Genomic DNA, 17,671 nt, shown 5'->3' on the forward strand with positions numbered 1-17,671 from the left:
GCTTCATGCTGGCATTACATACAGAAGATATGCTGTCCAATTGTTTTCACTTGAGGACGGCTCCATATCCAAGAGGAGGTAGCTGTCTTCGGATTAAAGTAATAGAGACAGCCTCCTGACGGATCCCAACCGTTTAACGCTTGAAGCACCGCTTTTTTCGCCGTTTCGTTAGGCTCAAGCCAGATTTGCCCATCTGCTACTGCCGTAAAGGCACGCGGCTGAAAGATAACCCCCGATGGAGTGTTAGGGAAATTTGGAGACTTCACACGATTTAGAATGACCGCTGCTACAGCAACTTGCCCTTCAAAAGGTTCACCACGTGCTTCACCATATACTGCGTTAGCCATAATCTTCAGATCATTATCTGACAATCCCATAGAATTAGCTGAGGAAACTGTCCCTTTTTTGTTGGCAGCTCCGCCACCTGCCGTCTGCTTAGGTTCTGTAGGACGCCAATTTTTCGTTGCATTGTAAAGCTTAAGTTTTACTTTTGGACCGACAATACCGTCTACCTTCATACCGAATTCGGACTGAAACCATTTAACAGATCCAAGGGTTTTGGAACCAAAGATACTATCAATCTTACCGTGGTAAAAGCCTAAATACTTCAGACGTCCTTGAAGCTCATATACATCATCACCTGTAGAACCAAATTTCAAAATAGTCTGACTAAAGGTCGGAATGGCTTCCTGTGTGAGTATATCTTTTTCGGTTTTTGAAGTGGCCTTCGTTTGTGAAAATACAGCCGCCGATAACAATACCACGACGCCGATCAGTAGCCAAATCTTTACGTTTTTCATGCTGCGCTCTACCTTTCTCTTGTGGTTTAACAGGATTGCTAAAGTTATTATGACAAGCGACCCTGTTTCCTATGCACGATATTCCAAGAGAAGCAAATAGACCTTTAAAAATCATTGTAATATTAGAAAGAAACAATATAGCCCACTCTCATCGGGAACAAAAAACAGGTATCTTTCGCATAAAACATGCAAAAAGATACCTGTCTAATTAGATTTCTCACTTATGAACTGACCCGACTTTGCTGATATTGCTCCATCGACATTAATACCTCACGTGGTTTACTGCCTTCGTATGGACCGATCACACCTCGAGCTTCCATGGAATCAATCAAACGCGCAGCTCGTGTATAACCCACTCTCATACGCCGCTGAAGCAAAGAGACGGAAGCTTGCTTGGCTTCCAAAATAATAGTTACCGCTTGGTCATACAGCTCATCGAGCACTTCATCATCAGAAACTCCAGATTCATCGATTTCAGGAACGAGAGACTCATCATATTCCGCTTGTCCTTGGTCCCTTACAAAGCCTACGATGTTCTCTACCTCCTGATCGCTCATAAATGCACCTTGAACCCGTATAGGCTTCGACGATCCCATCGGCATGAACAGCATATCTCCTCGTCCAAGAAGTTTCTCTGCTCCAGCCATATCCAGAATCGTTCTGGAATCGACTTGTGAGGAGACGCCGAAGGCGATCCGCGAAGGAATATTCGCCTTGATGACGCCAGTAATGACATCCACAGAAGGACGCTGGGTAGCAATAATCAAGTGAATACCCGCAGCACGTGCCATCTGCGCAAGACGTGTAATAGCCTCTTCAACATCATGTGCTGCTACCATCATTAAATCAGCCAACTCATCTACGATAACGACAATATATGGTAGAATGGCGGGCAAATTATCCTTCATCAGTGTGTTATAACCTTCAATATTTCTTGTACCTGACTTGGAGAACAGTTCATAACGTTTCTCCATCTCCACTACAATTTTCTTCAAGGCTAACGACGCCCGTTTAGGATCTGTCACAACCGGGGCCAAGAGATGAGGAATTCCATTATATACATTTAGCTCAACCATCTTAGGGTCAACCATCAGGAACTTTACTTCATCAGGTTTTGCCTTATAGAGAATGCTTGTAATAATCCCGTTAATACATACCGATTTACCAGAGCCCGTAGCACCTGCCACTAGTAGATGGGGCATCCTAGCCAGATTACCGACAATGGTCTGTCCAGAAATATCTCGCCCGAAAGCTATAGACAGTTTGGATTGCGCATCCTGAAAGGACGGTGTCTCCATGACTTCCCGCATTGTTACTATAGAAACCTCATTGTTCGGAACTTCTATACCAATCGCAGATTTCCCAGGGATAGGTGCTTCCATCCGGATGTCCTTCGCTGCTAAAGCTAGTGCAATATCATCTGTGAGACTAACAATTCTGCTTACCTTCACGCCGATATCCGGCTGAATTTCATATCTCGTCACAGATGGACCACGTACAACCTCCAGCACTTTAGCACGAACCCCAAAGCTTTCGAGAGTTGCTTCTAGCTTGCGGGCTGTCTGCATATAATCCTTCTGATCACCCGACTTCCCGCCATTGCTAGGCTTGGACAACAAACGAAATGAAGGAAGCTTATATGGTTTCGGTGGCGGTGGTGGCGGTGAAGCAGGACTCGCCTCCTGCTCTGACTCTCCTTTAGGAGATTCTGATGAAGCTAACTCTACTTCCGACACCGGTGAGACAGAGCCTGATTCCATGTCTCCAGAGTCCATAGATGGCTCATCCGGTGTCATTGCTTGAAGAGGTTCGGTATCCAGATCATCCATTTCCTCTTCTTCTACAACACCTTCATGTTTCACTTGTTCAAAGAAATCACGAATAATAGGTGATGAAGGTGATGGATCCGCTTGTAGCGGTGAAGCCTCATAATCTAATGGATCCATTAAAACGTCATCTTGAGAGAAACCTTCTGCTCCCAAGTTAAACTTACTGTCTTGGCTTTCATCATCATGAGCAAGCTGATCTTGAACAGCTTTGTTCTTCGACTGTTTGTTTCCAAATAACTGAAAAAATACAGGAGACAATTTCTTACTCGATAGTGGCATCTCCACATCATCCAGATCATCACCGTCATCATCCTCGTATTCCGGAATGACTTGAGGCTTTTTCTTCCTTGATGTGGTCGAAGCTTTGGACTTCGTCTGTGTCGCTTTCATTCTCTTTTGGAGATGCTTGCCTGCTTTCACAAGACGAACCCGCAGCATTCGAATGAGATCGACATAAGATAGGTTAGTAATCAGCATAAAACTGATGAACAGCATCACAATCATGATCAGCCGTGCACCAATGACACCAAAGAACATTAGTAACAGAGAAAACTGCAAAGCACCAACATATCCTCCGCTAATATCTCTACCCATTACAGGGTGATTTCCGTCTGCTTTACCGTGAAGAAGCTCTCCTTGTAAATCACTATGTATCTGAGCAAGCACATTGCTTGAACTCAATTGACCGATCGGGCCCAGTTTGGGCTCCAGTCCACTAATACTGCTCATCAAGGTCAGCGATAAGACTAACAGAAGAATACCAGTACGGCGGCTGTTCCAGCGCTTAGGCCATTTCCTGTGAATCATGACCATTAAACCGTAAAATACACCAACCAGGGGGATTACAAAATAGTATTTTCCAAGTAGATATCCTGACATCTTCGATAAAGAGCGTCCTACCGGAGCTTCTCCGGATAATGCGATCACGGAGAGTGTCATCAGTATAATTCCATAAATTTCATATTTAAGAACCGAGGCAAATACGGCTCTTTTCTTTTTCTTGCGTTTTGCCAATAGTGTCACCCCCGAAGCCATATTATAACATATTTTCGGGTGGCGTACCTATGTTCTGTTTTCAGACTTTAGCCCTATTTTGTTCAATGACAGGTAAAAAGGATACTATACTGCCTGGGGCATACTGCGGATTCAAATAATCTGCTAGTTCACAATTTAGCAATCGAATAATTTTTGCTTTATTGTCGCTCATTGGTTCGACCTGCATGAGAAGACCACCTAATTGGATTTCCAAGGTGGGTGCAGGTTCATAAGAAGCTCCATTCTGCCACACAAGATCCTCTGGCATTACGGTATAGAGCGTCATTGGGTTATCCCTCCTGAACTAACATTCTTTGTTTCCCCGATCAACTCGTTTAATTTAGCCAATGCTTGCCCAATGCCCCCCACCTCATTCATCAGACCGTATTTCACTGCATCCTTACCTGACACAGCTGTTCCGATATCCCGGTTCAACTCTCCTGTCTTAAACATCAACGCTTTGAATTGATCCTCCGTGATCCCCGAATGGGACGTTACAAACCTTACAACTCGCTCCTGCATTTTCTCCATATACTCAAAAGTCTGCGGAACACCTATGACCAATCCGCTCATGCGTATTGGATGAATCGTCATCGTTGCACTCTCTGCTATAAAAGAATAACTCGAAGCTACCGCAATCGGTACACCGATGCTATGCCCTCCACCAATGACAACCGTAACCGTTGGTTTTGTCAGAGAGGAAATCATTTCTGCTATGGCAAGCCCAGCTTCAACATCTCCGCCAACCGTATTCAAAATAATAAGCAGCCCTTCAACCCGAGGATTCTGCTCAGCAGCAACCAACTGTGGAATCAAATGCTCATACTTTGTTGTTTTATTTTGTGGCGGAAGGACGAGATGCCCTTCAATTTGACCGATAATCGTCATACAAAAAATATTAGATTCTGTGCTTGCAGGCACTCCCGTTTGACCTAATTGCTGTATTGAATCGATTACAGTCGGTTTATTATTGTCTTCAGTTGGATTTGTTGGCACGCCTGTTTCGCTTGTTTTATTACTGTTCATCAATTTCTTATCCATATCTACACCCTGCCTTATAGTCATAATCTTGCTTACGCTATTGTGTAGTATGGCAAAAACACATACCGGATTATCCCTTTATAGTACAATTTGTCCTTTATAAAAAACGCAAAAAGCCCCCTTCGCAGAAAACCGTCCAATATTACCTGCGAAAGGGGCGACTGTGTGCCTAATTATTCTGTTCGCGTGTTCAATTAAACTTCCATAATAATTGGAAGTATCATCGGTCTACGACGCGTTTGCTCATAGAGGAAACGACCCAAAGCATCTTTCACGCTTGTTTTAAGGGAAGCCCACTCGTTCACATTCTCACTCATCAATTTCTGTAAAGTACTTGATACGATTCGGTTACTTTCTTCCAATAAACCTTCCGACTCTCGCACATATACAAAACCACGGGATATAATATCAGGTCCAGATACAATGGAACCTGTTTGTTTGCTAAGCGTAACAACCACAACCAAAATACCATCTTGAGATAACAATTTGCGATCACGAAGTACGATATTTCCTACATCACCCACGCCCAAGCCATCAATCAGTACATTACCTGCAGTTACTTTACCAGCTTTACGTGCAGAACCACCTTGAATTTCAACAATTTCACCTAGATCTGTGATGAAAATATTGTCTGGATCAACGCCAACCGATTCAGCGAGTAAAGCATGTCGACGCTGCATACGGAATTCACCATGTACAGGAATGAAAAATTTCGGTTTCATCAAGTTCAACATGAGCTTAAGCTCTTCTTGACTACCATGACCAGATACATGCACTCCAGAATTGGAACCGCTATAAATAACATTCGCACCGAGACGGAACAGTTCATCGATCGTACGACCTACGTATTTCTCGTTACCCGGTACTGGTGTCGCAGCAATAATTACGGTATCTCCAGGCAGAATATCCACTTTACGGTGCGTTGAACGCGCCATACGTGTTAATGCAGACATCGGCTCACCCTGGCTACCTGTACAAAGAACAACTACACGGTCAGCTGCCATTTTATTAACTTCCTCAGGCTCAATCAGCATTCCATCTGGTATGTGGAGGTAACCTAAATCAGATGCGATCGATACAACATTGACCATACTACGACCAATAACGGTTACTTTCCGTCCGGTTGACTCTGCAGCATTGATTACCTGCTGGATCCGGTGTACATTCGATGCAAAGGTAGCTACTACTACACGTTGTTCCGCTTTACGGAATATATCTTCCATAACGATGCCAACGTTTTTCTCAGATGGGGTAAAGCCCGGTTTTTCTGCATTCGTGCTGTCTGACAGTAGTGCCAGAACACCTTTACTTCCGATTTCAGCCATACGCTGCAAATCGGCATACTGGTCATTGACTGGAGTATGATCGAATTTAAAGTCACCGGTATGAACTACACTGCCTTCCGGTGTGTCGATACAAATGCCGACCGAATCCGGAATACTGTGGTTTGTTTTGAAAAATGTAGCTTTCAAAGTGCTGCCTAGCTCGATTTCGGAATCCGCATGAATAAGAATTCGCTTCGTTTCACCAAGCAAATTAGCTTCTTTCAGCTTGTTCTCTACGAGTCCGAGAGTCAGCTTTGTACCATACACTGGTACATTCAGATGCTTCAATACGTAAGGCAATCCACCGATATGGTCTTCGTGTCCGTGAGTTAGCAAAATACCTCTCACTTTATCACGATTCTCAGTTAAATAGGTAATATCAGGAATAACAATATCAATTCCTAGCATGTCCTCTTCTGGAAATTTCAAGCCCGCGTCCACGACAACGATGTCATTTGCATATTGAATGACATACATATTTTTCCCGATTTCGCCGACGCCGCCCAAGGCAAAAATCGATAGTTTATCGCTATTTATTTTTTTTGACAAATCAATCTAACCCTCCTAAAGTTTTGGACGTCCACCAATGTTATATTAAATTTCAAAAATATACCGCACCCAGTCACTTGAATTCATTATACATGATGAAAAAGTGAAAACACAAGTCACCCACCCAGTAAGGCATAGGATACCCTTAGAAAGCAGAGTTTTATAAAAGAAAACCCGCCTTCTTTGCTCAAGAAGGCGGGTTTTCGGGATTTATGGTATAAATGTACAAAATTCGACTATAATACCGATTAAATTACAAGTCTTCTAGCACTTTCCTGATATAAGCAGCTTCACTTTCACTTGGAGAAATCAGTGGTAAACGGACTCCTCCAACCTGATAGCCTCTCTCAATAAGCGCAAATTTGACTGCGGATGGATTAGGTAGTGGATTCGGGCATTCGAATAATCCTTTAAACAGAGGGAACAGTTTTTGATGCAACTTTGCTGCTTCTTGAACATTGCCTTGGACGTACGCCTCTATCATATCCTTCATTTGTTTACCTGCTATATGACTAGCCACGCTAACAATTCCATAAGCACCTACAGACAGAGCGGGAAGCGCAGAAGAATCATCACCTGAATATGTGATGAAGCCCTCTGGGGCACCAGCAGCAATCTGCGTTATCTGGTCTAATGAAACGCACTCCTTGGTAGCTACGATATTTGGTATTTGAGCAAGTCTTAGCGTAGTAGCAGCACTTATACTAACTCCAGTTCGTCCTGGTACGTTATATAACATGATCGGAAGTTTAGTGGATTCTGCAATGGCTTTAAAATGCAAGAACATGCCTTCCTGATTCGGTTTGTTGTAGTACGGAGCCACAAGTAGAATTCCGTCGACTCCACACTGCTCTGCTTTTTGAGTAAGCTCAACGGAGTGTGCAGTATTGTTGCTTCCTGTTCCAGCAATAACCTTGCTTCTTCCAGCTGCATGCTCAACAACAAACTGAAACAGCTTCAGCTTCTCATCATCACTTAAAGTTGGGGACTCACCAGTCGTTCCTGCAACCACGATCGAATCTGTCTTTTGTTCTTCAATTAAGTAATCAATTAGTCTTGAAGTCTCGTCCCAATTAATCTCACCATTCGCATTAAAAGGGGTAACCATTGCCGTAATTAATCTACCAAAATCCACTGTGATTCCTCCTCAACTAGTACCGGCAAAAAATATCTATTCTCGACAATTCTACCGGTGAAGCTCAAATTTACCATGCAGCGCTCTCAGCGCTTGAACCATATCTTCCTTCTTTACAAGCAGCCATATCGTTGTGTTAGAATCCGCAGATTGAAGTATTGAAATATCATGCTCACTCAGTGCCTCAACAATGGTAGCCATGATACCAGGAACCCCGTTTATCCCTCCACCAATCACAGAGACCTTAGCACAGCCAGATAAACTCTTTGGCTTCAACTTTAATTCCTGCAAAGCAGAGATGGCTCGTTCTGAATCACGATCAAATATGGTATACAGAACTCCTGTTGGAGTAACATTAATAAAATCAACACTTATCGAGTTCTCTGCCATCGTCCTAAATATTTTCAATTGAAGGCCTTCTGTACAATCACATTCCACGGAAATCTGAGTAATGTTACTAACATAAGCGACTCCGGTTACATAGCGGTCAACGATTCCCATTGCCATATCTTTAAATCCATCTCGCTGCGTAACAAGGGTTCCCTCCGTATCTGTAAAAGTCGAACGGACACGAAGCGGAATCAGTGACTGCATAGCAATTTCAACAGCTCGCGGATGAATAACTTTCGCACCCTGATGCGCCATATTGCATATTTCTGAATAACTCACCAGGCTAAGCGGTCTGGCATCTTCAACGATTCGGGGGTCTGCCGTTAAAATGCCATTTACGTCCGTATAAATATCAACCATTTCTGCTCGCAATGCAGCACCTAGTGCTGTAGCAGATGTATCACTACCCCCTCGTCCCAGCGTAGTAAAATCGCCGGATTCGGTTTGCCCTTGGAATCCGGTCACGATTACAACTTCAAATTTCTCCAGTTCTGCTCTTACTCTGTCTGGTCTAACATCCAAAATACGCGCATTACCATACTGGTTATCTGTAACAAATCCGGCTTGCGCGCCCGTTAGTACAGTTGCTTGAATTCCCTCATGCTGAAGCAAGCTGCATAGCGTAGCTGCCGAAATGATCTCACCACAGCAGAGCAGCAGATCCTTTTCTCTAGGCGGAAGACCATTACCATGCTGCTCGCTCCAATCTAAGAGCGTATCTGTCGCATAGGGATCGCCCTTTCGTCCCATGGCGGATACGACAACAACCAATCGATAATTTTGGGCAAGCTCACGACGGATATGTTCGATGACATGAGCTCTCGCCTTTGGCGATGACAACGAGGTGCCTCCGAATTTCTGAACCAGAATGCGCATGAGAATTCCTCCGTTTATTGTTGCCGGAGACTCAAACAAGGCGCCGATTAATGAAACGGCCAGCAGTTTAGCCTGGCCGCTCATCTAGAACGATTATTTCTGCATCTGCACAGCATTCACACAGGTAGCCGTATTTATAGGGATTCGCCGCCCAATAATTTTTGGTCTCACGGACCTTTTCAATCTTCCAAGTGTAAAACCATCCGTCGTAGCATGGTTGGGCTAAACAAGGAGATATCAGACCTAAAACTGTCTCCATTGCTGTTGCATTAGCTATGCTGAATGAAACCGTTCAATTATCATCGGCTGCAGCTGTTTCCCTTCTAGGGCTGCGTAACAAGTTTCAGGAATAAGATCCATTCGGGCAACGAGTGAATTCGGTTTCTGCTGTGGATTATCCTGTCCGAAAGGAACAAAATAGATATTTTTAGTAACCAGCAGTTTAGCGATGTTTGCAGCATTCAGTCCAAGACCATCATTCGTCGAAATAGCCAGCACTAGCGGCCGGCAATTTCTCATTTGCGCTTTGGCTGCCATCAGCACAGGTCCATCCGTCATGGCGTTAGCCAATTTACTCGTCGAATTACCTGTACAAGGAGCAATAACCAGAACATCCAAAAGCTTGGAAGGGCCGAGTGGCTCCGCCTCAACAATTGTAGAAATAATATCATTACCTGTTATTTCTTTCAACTGTTTCTGCCAATTTTCCGATGAACCAAATCGGGTATCTGTTGTCATAATGGTTCCTGATACGATCGGTATGACATTTGCTCCTCCATCTTTAAAGCGCTTGATTTGTGGCATAACCTCATCAAATGTGCAATGTGATCCCGTTAAAGCGTAACCTACCGTTTTACCATTCCAGTTCATTTATGCATCTCCCCCTGAATCTTGATTTCTTCTGAAATCAACTCCACTAACGTATTGGCCATGATAATGCCCGCTGTTTTTGGAGCTACGATTCCGGGTAGTCCCGGTGCAAGCATGGCTTTGACCCCTCTCTTCTCAGCATATCTGAAATCGCATCCGCCGGGAGCGGAAGCAAGATCAATAATGACTGCATCACGAGGCATCTTAGATATAATCTGTGCATTAACAATCATCGTTGGAATCGTATTAAAAAGCAGGTTAATATCTGACAATTGAGTACTGAGATCCTTGATCATAAAAGCCTTCCAGCCCATTTCTTCCGCTCTGGCGAAGTGTTCGCTTTTACGGACGCCCATTTTGATCTTGGCTCCTAATCCCTGTAAACTCCTAGCCATTGTAAATCCAGTCCGTCCCATCCCTAGCACCATACTGGTCGATCCATGAATCGTAAAATCTGTATTTTGAATAGCCATCATCAGCGCGCCTTCGGCAGTAGGGATCGAATTGTAAATCGCTACATCATCGCGCTCTAATAGCTCAACCAGCTTGATGTTATTTTTTTCGCATAGAGCTCTCAAGTAGCTCTTAGCCATGCCAGTATACACAACAGCGTGTTTAGGCATCGCTTTGATGTGTTCCTCCTCCAGCTTTAGCGGCCCTTCCGCATAAAGTGCACTAATACGGCCCTCATCATCACAACCCACGACAGGCAGTACCAGAACATCGGCACCTGACAACAGCTCAGCTGTGAGCGGCTCCCGGGCTACTCCCTGGAAGGAATCCTGCAATTTGTCAAATCCGGCTATTGCTACAGAGGCATCCATCTCCATACATTTACGGATTACCTCAATCTGCCGTGCGTCTCCGCCAATAAAAACGGTTCGGACTCCTGTCAGCATGCAAGGCGTCGCTCCTTTCCAAACCAATGTATAGACCATCTTATGCTCAGGCCTATAAAGAGGTGAGAAAGGCAACTGTTAAACTTGAGCTGTTACGTATTTACATCTACATTCATACAAAAAAACCGTCCCGGCGTGATTTGCCGAAACGGTTCATGATCATAATCTTATCGTTCTATTTGCCCGTATGTCCGAATCCACCCGCTCCACGAACGGTATCAGATAATTCGTCCACTTGCATGAATTCTACCTTAGGCACGGTTTGGAATACCATCTGAGCAATGCGCTCATTACGAACAATCGTAAATGGTTCTTGTCCGAGATTGATCAACAGTACCTTTACCTCTCCACGATAATCAGCATCGATCGTGCCCGGTGTGTTTAGGCAAGTAATTCCGTGCTTGAATGCTAATCCGCTGCGTGGGCGAATTTGAGCTTCTAACTCTCCTGGCATCGCAATAGCAAACCCGGTTGGAATCAGCTTTCGCTCTCCTGGCATCAGCACTACTGACTCATCCACAGCAGCATGCAGGTCAAACCCCGAAGCAAGCTCCGACATTTTTACTGGTAATTTCACATCTTCATTTCCTGATAATCTTTTAATTTGAACGTAATGTAACAAATTCGTCCCTCCTAATTTTGTTAAGCGCCTTGTCTGAAGAACCAACCATCGCTAGTGCAAATGGAGTTTCGAACATCCGATCTAATACCGAATTGATGTCATCCATGTTCACCTGTTCAATACGCTTTATCATCTCATCTAAGCTATGGTGACGGCCAATCATCAGTTCGTTTTTACCAAGACGGTTCATGCGGCTGCCTGTGCTTTCCAGACTGAGAATAAGACTTCCTTTTAGCTGTTCTTTCCCTTTATGCAATTCATTCTCCGTCATCCCGTTTATCGCTAAATCAGATAAAATCTCTTTCGTTAATTCAAGCACATCTTTCGTTTGTTTCGGTGCGGTACCCGCATAAATCGTAAACATGCCACTGTCTGCATGAGAACTATGATAGGAATAGACTGAATATGCAAGTCCCCGCTTTTCACGAATTTCCTGGAACAAGCGGGAGCTCATGCCTCCACCGATCGCGTTATTGAGCAGCACCATTGCATATTGAAGCTCATCACCAATTGAGCTACCCGGAAAAGATAAACAAATATGGTTCTGTTCGGTTTTTTTCTTGCGGAACAATAGTCCATCATGAAAATCTGGTACCGTTAGTAACGGACTTGTACCACTATTCTTGAAACCGCCAAAATGACGCTCCAGCAGTTCAATGACGCTGTCGTCAATATTTCCAGCCAAAGCAATAACCGTATTTTCAATCGTATAATGACTGTTCATATACGCTCTTAAATGATCAGAGTCCATTGCTTCGAGACGTTCCTTTGTCCCAAGGATCGGATAAGCCAGTGGATGATCACCATATGCGGCCATCGACATCAGATCATGAACTAGATCATCTGGCGTATCTTCGTACATGGAAATTTCCTCAAGGATAACATTTTTCTCCTTCGCAAGCTCTTCCGGATCTAGACGGGAATTAAAAAACATATCCGACAACACGTCTACAGCAATCGGAAGATGCTCATCCAGTACCTTAGCATAATAACAAGTATATTCTTTCGATGTAAATGCATTTACATTTCCACCGATCGCATCGAATTCCTCAGCTATAGCACGGGCATCGAACCGTTCCGTACCTTTAAACATCATATGTTCGATAAAATGCGTAATCCCATTATTGTCCAGCGATTCATTTCGAGAACCTGTTTTGACCCATATCCCGAAAGAAACCGAACGACATGTAGGGATCTGTTCCATAACTACTCTCAGGCCGTTTGACAGCTGTATTTTTTTCACGAAAGGCCCCCCTAACCTGCTCCTTGGTTTCACTCAATCTATATAAATTTATGATTTGATGCCATCCATCCATTGTATCAAAATTAACTTAGACGCTCAACTTCCATAAGGCATAATTCGCTCAGGCGATAACGTTTCACTTACCGTGCCAATATGCAACCCTTTTGCGCGTATACCATGGATCATTCCTTTGAGAGCTTTTGAGGAAGATGAAGTAGGATGCATAAGTATGAGAAAACCGGGTTCTACTTTTGTTGTTATCTTTTGCACGACTGATTCCGGAGAAGGCTTCCTCCAATCGACTGTATCCAGAGTCCATAGAACGGTTTTTAAGCCTCGTGCATAAGCGATCGACACGGTCTGCTGATTAAAATCTCCCGATGGTGGTGCAAACCACTTGTTGGTCACTCCTAAGCTTTCTTTGAGGAGATCCTGCGTTTTAGCAATTTCTAGTTCTGCCCGTCCTCTACTGAGTTGACTCATATTTGGGTGCGAGTATGCATGGTTTTCCACTTCATGGCCTCTTTTAACAATTTCGGCTGCAAGCTCCGGATTCTTCTTTAACCAGCTGCCATCTAAGAAAAAAGTTGTTTTAATCTTTTCCTCATCCAAAGTGTTCAGCATAGGCTCAATAAATTCATTACCCCAAGCTACATTGATCATGAAAGAAACCATGGGTTTATTCGGGTTACCACGATAAATGGGCTGTTCGCCTAGATCCTGAAGATTTACCTTCGCTGGTATTTGTCGATAAACATACTGGATTGGTTCGCCAGGTTTTCTTTTAATTGCACCCTTATAGGTTTCTTCCACATTGATCTCCTGTCCATTATAACCAGGCACTGCTTTCCATACGGAATCTACCTTGGCATCTATAGCTGCAATTCTTGTTTTTGCGGCTTCAGATTCAATCTCACCCAGCAGTTCTACATCTACAGACGCAGTTTGCTGTTCTAATTGTATCGAACCTTTAGACTGGTCGAGCTGTTTAATATAATCCCAAGAACCCGTAAATACGGCGATTCCTGCTACTGATGCGATGCCAGCAATCAGCACAGCCACCTTCAATCCCTTCATGGACGTATCCATCCCCTTTATTGGCTTTGTCCCATTTTATGAGACGAGGATACGTATTATGTACCTTAACCTCATTAAGTAGCGGTCTTCTCAGGGATTACGTAGATAGCCATAAAAAAAAGAGCCAGAATAAACATTTCTGCCTCTTTCCTTCATTATGAATGGTATTTGTGTAAGTTAATCCTTATTTCGTTTCTGCTGTCAGAACAGCTTTACGAGAAAGATTAATCCGGCCCTGTTGATCGATTTCAGTAACTTTCACTGTAATCACATCACCAATCGCAACAACGTCTTCCACTTTAGCCACACGCTCAGTAGATAGTTGGGAAATATGAACAAGACCATCTTTGTTCGGAAGAATTTCAACAAATGCACCGAACTTCTCAATCCGTTTTACGGTACCTGTGTAAATTTCGCCTACAGCCACTTCACGAACAATACCTTCAATAATCGACAGTGCTTTTTGATTCATCTCCGCATTAGATGAGGCGATAAATACGCGACCGTCTTGTTCGATGTCGATTTTAACACCAGTTTCCTCAATAATTTTATTGATGATTTTACCACCAGCACCAATGACATCACGGATTTTGTCCGGGTTAATATTCATGGTAATGATTTTAGGCGCATACTGAGATAGAGATTCTCTTGGTTTATCGATCGCTTCCATCATCTTGCCAAGAATGTGCATACGGCCTTCTTTGGCTTGTTCCAAAGCTTCTTGCAAAATTCCACGGTCAATTCCGTCAATTTTGATATCCATTTGAATCGCAGTAACACCATCCGGAGTTCCTGCCACTTTGAAGTCCATATCGCCGAGATGATCTTCCATGCCTTGAATATCTGTCAGAATGGAAACTTGATCACCGTCTTTGATCAATCCCATGGCTACACCAGCAACAGGTGCTTTAATCGGTACGCCCGCATCCATCATTGCAAGTGTGCTTGCACAGATACTAGCTTGGGAAGTTGATCCATTGGATTCAATAACCTCGGAAACGAGACGAATCGTGTACGGGAATTCAACTTCTGAAGGAATAACTTTGGACAATGCACGTTCACCTAAAGCACCATGTCCGATTTCACGACGGCCAGGTGCACGTAAAGGACGAGCCTCACCGACACTGAACGGAGGGAAATTATAGTGGTGCATGAAACGCTTAGTCTCTTCCAAATCGATACCGTCAAGGATTTGCACGTCACCAAGTGCTCCAAGCGTACAAACGCTAAGCGCTTGAGTCTGACCACGTGTAAACAGACCCGATCCATGTGTACGAGGCAATAGGCTTGTATCACAATCGATTGGACGAATTTCGGAAAGACCACGACCGTCTGGACGAACTTTATCATGTGTGATAAGGCGTCTGACTTCTTCTTTTACGATATCATGCAGAACCTCTTTAACATCTTTCAAAAGCTCAGGAGTTTCAATGTATTTCTCTTCAAAAACGTTGAAGGTTTCATCGTTAATCGCATCGATTGCATCCTGACGAGCATGCTTCTCAGCGATACGAACGGCTTCCACCAAACGCTCTGCTGCAAATTCACGAACTTCACGGTTCACTGTTTCATTAACAGCATGCAGTTTCACTTGCATTTTTTCTTTACCTGCAATGCTAACAAGCTCTTCAATGGTCGTTACGATGCTCTTGATCTCATCATGACCGAACATAATCGCTTCAAGCATCACTTCTTCTGGCACTTCATTCGCTTCCGCTTCCACCATCATGATCGCATCTTTCGTTCCAGCTACGACCAAATAGATGTCACTAGCTTCCTGTTCCGCAATCGTTGGATTCACGACAAATTTGCCATCAATACGTCCAACAGCTACACCGCCGATCGGTCCATTAAACGGAACATCGGAAATACTAAGGGCAGCCGAAGTACCGATCATTGCTGCAATTTCAGGCTCACAGTCTTGGTCTACACTCATAACCAGATTCAATACCTGAACATCATTCCGGAAACCTTCAGGAAACAGCGGACGAATCGGACGGTCTGTCAAACGACTAGACAAAATTGCCTTCTCGCTCGGTCTACCTTCACGCTTAATAAAGCCGCCTGGAATTTTACCTACAGCATACAATCTTTCTTCATAGTTAACTGTCAGTGGGAAAAAATCCAAATCTTTCGGTTCACTTGATGCTGTTACTGTACACAGAACAGCTGTCTCACCATAACGGACCATAACCGCTGCGTTTGCTTGTTTAGCCAAACGGCCTGTCTCAAGAACTAGCGGTCTTCCTCCTAACATCATTTCAACACGTTTTTCCATGTAACCCCTCCTCTTGAGGACTTCGTATTTTACTCTACTGCTTTCAAGTATTACCTACATATGCATTCTTCATAAGAAGACAACCCATGCGTCAAAAAACACAGGGCAGTCCTCGGGTCAGTACCTCAGTCTATATGTACAGGAAGAATCCAATTTAAACCCGATATCAAACAATCAAGAACCAAGAATCAAAAGACATATCCCAGTTCCTATAATCTAAAAAGAGCCCGGCTGCGCCGCTGTCGTTCCAAGGAGGACAGTGGACAACCAGGCTGCTTTCGTACACCTTATGGATTATTAGCGGCGTAATCCAAGCTTCTCGATCAAAGCGCTGTAACGTTTAACATCCTTGTTTTTCAAGTATGCAAGCAACTTACGGCGTTGGCCAACCATTTTCAACAATCCACGACGGGAGTGGTGATCTTTCTTGTGCGTACGCAAGTGGTCAGTCAAGTTCGTAATGTTTTCCGTTAGGATAGCGATTTGCACCTCTGGAGATCCTGTATCGGACTCGTGAGTTCTGTGCTCGTCAATCAATTGTTGTTTACGTTCTTGAGTCAATGCCATCCTGTTCACCTCCTTCATTATAATCGCCATTGGCCTCGATACCGACGGTGAGATCGAACAACCAAGCCAAGGTTACGGTGCCGGATTACCCGGTCAACCTTTTTGAGTATATCATACTTTTTTTAAAAAGGAAAATATGATAACCATTTATTCTTCTATATTTTTTAAACTAATAGAATTATCGCGCTAGTATCTCCCTGGTTTTGTCCACATCGCTTCTAATTCCTTTAATCAATTCATCTACCGAGTTGAATTTAAGTTCTCTACGAATGAACTGTACCACATCCACAACCATAGTTTGACCATAGAGATCTCCATCAAAATCAAGTAAATGAACCTCATAAATTGGTTTCACAATTCCATCATGGAAAGTAGGTTTTAGACCTACACTCATAACGCCCGGTAGCCAATCATCATTGGAGTTACAGCGAGCCCATACAGCATATACACCTAAAGCGGGAGTAACATAGTGGTCTTCGAGCTCCAGATTAGCCGTGCGGAATCCCAAAGCCCGGCCCCGCTTTTCTCCATGTATCACGGTACCACGAATCCGGTAATACCGCCCAAGCCAACGAGTCGCATCGGATACCTGACCATTATAGAGAGCTGCTCGAATCGAAGAACTTCCAACCTTCTCACCATCTATAAGAAAAGGCGGAACAGTAACAACCTGAATCGTTCCTCCGCTTAGTTCATGAAGCATGTCAGCGCGCCCAGCACCTTTAAATCCAAAGCGGAAGTCAAAGCCAACCACTGCCGTATGAAGTTGAAGGGGCATTAGCATTTCCGTTACGAAATCTTGAGGACTGACTTGAGATAACTCCTCATTAAAATCCACCACATATAATATATCAACGCCCATATCAGCAAGCAGTTTCTGCTTGTCCAGCTGAGGTGTTAAATAACCTTCATAGTTCCCTTTACGCATCACATCCTTCGGATGGGGGTAAAAGGTGATTACAGCCGAAGGTATTCCCTCTTCGCGTGCTAAATCAACAGCTGTTGAAATAACACTGGCATGCCCCAAATGGATACCATCAAATTGACCGATCGCAGCTATTTGAGGGATGCCGAGGTCATTCCTCTGTTCCGAGGTTAACGGATAAGATATGGAAACGATTTTCATGTGCTTCTC

General features: G+C 43.9%; 16 protein-coding genes. All 16 read right to left on the bottom strand.

Annotation, left to right across the window (positions count from 1 at the left end):
* Positions 1 to 14: 14 nt before the first annotated feature.
* The 16 genes from sleB to ACFQV5_RS11650 all read right to left on the bottom strand — a co-directional run bounded on the left by sleB (position 15) and on the right by ACFQV5_RS11650 (position 17,662).
* Complete coding sequence (gene sleB / locus ACFQV5_RS11575) at positions 15 to 800, bottom strand: spore cortex-lytic enzyme (protein WP_379246829.1); 786 nt, start codon at positions 798 to 800, stop codon at positions 15 to 17.
* Positions 801 to 1,021: 221 nt separating this feature from the next.
* Positions 1,022 to 3,643 (bottom strand): FtsK/SpoIIIE family DNA translocase, encoded by a 2,622-nt coding sequence (locus tag ACFQV5_RS11580; protein ID WP_379246831.1) that lies wholly within the window; start codon positions 3,641 to 3,643, stop codon positions 1,022 to 1,024.
* Between the two features lie 61 nt (positions 3,644 to 3,704).
* A complete protein-coding gene (locus tag ACFQV5_RS11585) occupies positions 3,705 to 3,950 on the bottom strand; it encodes a YlzJ-like family protein (RefSeq protein WP_379246833.1) in 246 nt (81 codons plus the stop codon).
* On the bottom strand, positions 3,947 to 4,705 hold the full coding sequence (locus ACFQV5_RS11590) for a ClpP family protease (RefSeq protein ID WP_379246837.1): 759 nt from the start codon (positions 4,703 to 4,705) through the stop codon (positions 3,947 to 3,949). The genes ACFQV5_RS11585 and ACFQV5_RS11590 overlap by 4 nt, the downstream gene beginning before the upstream one ends.
* 194 nt (positions 4,706 to 4,899) lie before the next feature.
* Positions 4,900 to 6,579: a ribonuclease J gene (locus tag ACFQV5_RS11595; protein ID WP_379246839.1), complete on the bottom strand. Its 1,680-nt coding sequence runs from the start codon at positions 6,577 to 6,579 to the stop codon at positions 4,900 to 4,902.
* A gap of 253 nt (positions 6,580 to 6,832) precedes the next feature.
* A complete protein-coding gene (dapA, locus tag ACFQV5_RS11600) occupies positions 6,833 to 7,714 on the bottom strand; it encodes a 4-hydroxy-tetrahydrodipicolinate synthase (protein WP_379246841.1) in 882 nt (293 codons plus the stop codon).
* A 51-nt stretch (positions 7,715 to 7,765) separates the two neighbouring features.
* Positions 7,766 to 8,980, bottom strand: coding sequence for an aspartate kinase (gene dapG / locus ACFQV5_RS11605; RefSeq protein WP_379247013.1), 1,215 nt, complete (start codon positions 8,978 to 8,980; stop codon positions 7,766 to 7,768).
* A gap of 67 nt (positions 8,981 to 9,047) precedes the next feature.
* Positions 9,048 to 9,239, bottom strand: a complete 192-nt coding sequence (locus ACFQV5_RS11610) for a hypothetical protein (protein ID WP_379246843.1) — start codon at positions 9,237 to 9,239, stop codon at positions 9,048 to 9,050.
* A 14-nt stretch (positions 9,240 to 9,253) separates the two neighbouring features.
* Complete coding sequence (locus ACFQV5_RS11615) at positions 9,254 to 9,850, bottom strand: dipicolinate synthase subunit B (protein WP_379246845.1); 597 nt, start codon at positions 9,848 to 9,850, stop codon at positions 9,254 to 9,256.
* On the bottom strand, positions 9,847 to 10,749 hold the full coding sequence (gene dpsA / locus ACFQV5_RS11620; RefSeq protein ID WP_379246847.1) for a dipicolinate synthase subunit DpsA: 903 nt from the start codon (positions 10,747 to 10,749) through the stop codon (positions 9,847 to 9,849). Before dpsA ends, ACFQV5_RS11615 begins: the two co-directional genes overlap by 4 nt.
* Positions 10,750 to 10,924: 175 nt before the next feature.
* Entirely contained in the window at positions 10,925 to 11,371 is a 447-nt protein-coding gene (dut, locus tag ACFQV5_RS11625) for a dUTP diphosphatase (RefSeq protein WP_379246849.1), read from the bottom strand.
* Positions 11,349 to 12,614: a M16 family metallopeptidase gene (locus ACFQV5_RS11630; protein ID WP_379246851.1), complete on the bottom strand. Its 1,266-nt coding sequence runs from the start codon at positions 12,612 to 12,614 to the stop codon at positions 11,349 to 11,351. The genes dut and ACFQV5_RS11630 overlap by 23 nt, the downstream gene beginning before the upstream one ends.
* A gap of 96 nt (positions 12,615 to 12,710) precedes the next feature.
* The gene (locus ACFQV5_RS11635) at positions 12,711 to 13,691 is read right to left on the bottom strand and encodes a polysaccharide deacetylase family protein (RefSeq protein WP_379246853.1); all 981 of its coding nucleotides are present in this window, start codon (positions 13,689 to 13,691) and stop codon (positions 12,711 to 12,713) included.
* A 184-nt stretch (positions 13,692 to 13,875) separates the two neighbouring features.
* The gene (pnp, locus tag ACFQV5_RS11640; protein WP_379246855.1) at positions 13,876 to 15,969 is read right to left on the bottom strand and encodes a polyribonucleotide nucleotidyltransferase; all 2,094 of its coding nucleotides are present in this window, start codon (positions 15,967 to 15,969) and stop codon (positions 13,876 to 13,878) included.
* A gap of 297 nt (positions 15,970 to 16,266) precedes the next feature.
* The gene (gene rpsO / locus ACFQV5_RS11645; RefSeq protein ID WP_379246857.1) at positions 16,267 to 16,536 is read right to left on the bottom strand and encodes a 30S ribosomal protein S15; all 270 of its coding nucleotides are present in this window, start codon (positions 16,534 to 16,536) and stop codon (positions 16,267 to 16,269) included.
* Positions 16,537 to 16,714: 178 nt separating this feature from the next.
* Complete coding sequence (locus tag ACFQV5_RS11650; RefSeq protein ID WP_379246859.1) at positions 16,715 to 17,662, bottom strand: bifunctional riboflavin kinase/FAD synthetase; 948 nt, start codon at positions 17,660 to 17,662, stop codon at positions 16,715 to 16,717.
* Positions 17,663 to 17,671 lie beyond the last annotated feature (9 nt).

The sequence above is a fragment of the Paenibacillus sp. GCM10028914 genome, assembly GCF_042666275.1.
Taxonomy (GTDB): domain Bacteria; phylum Bacillota; class Bacilli; order Paenibacillales; family Paenibacillaceae; genus Paenibacillus_AQ.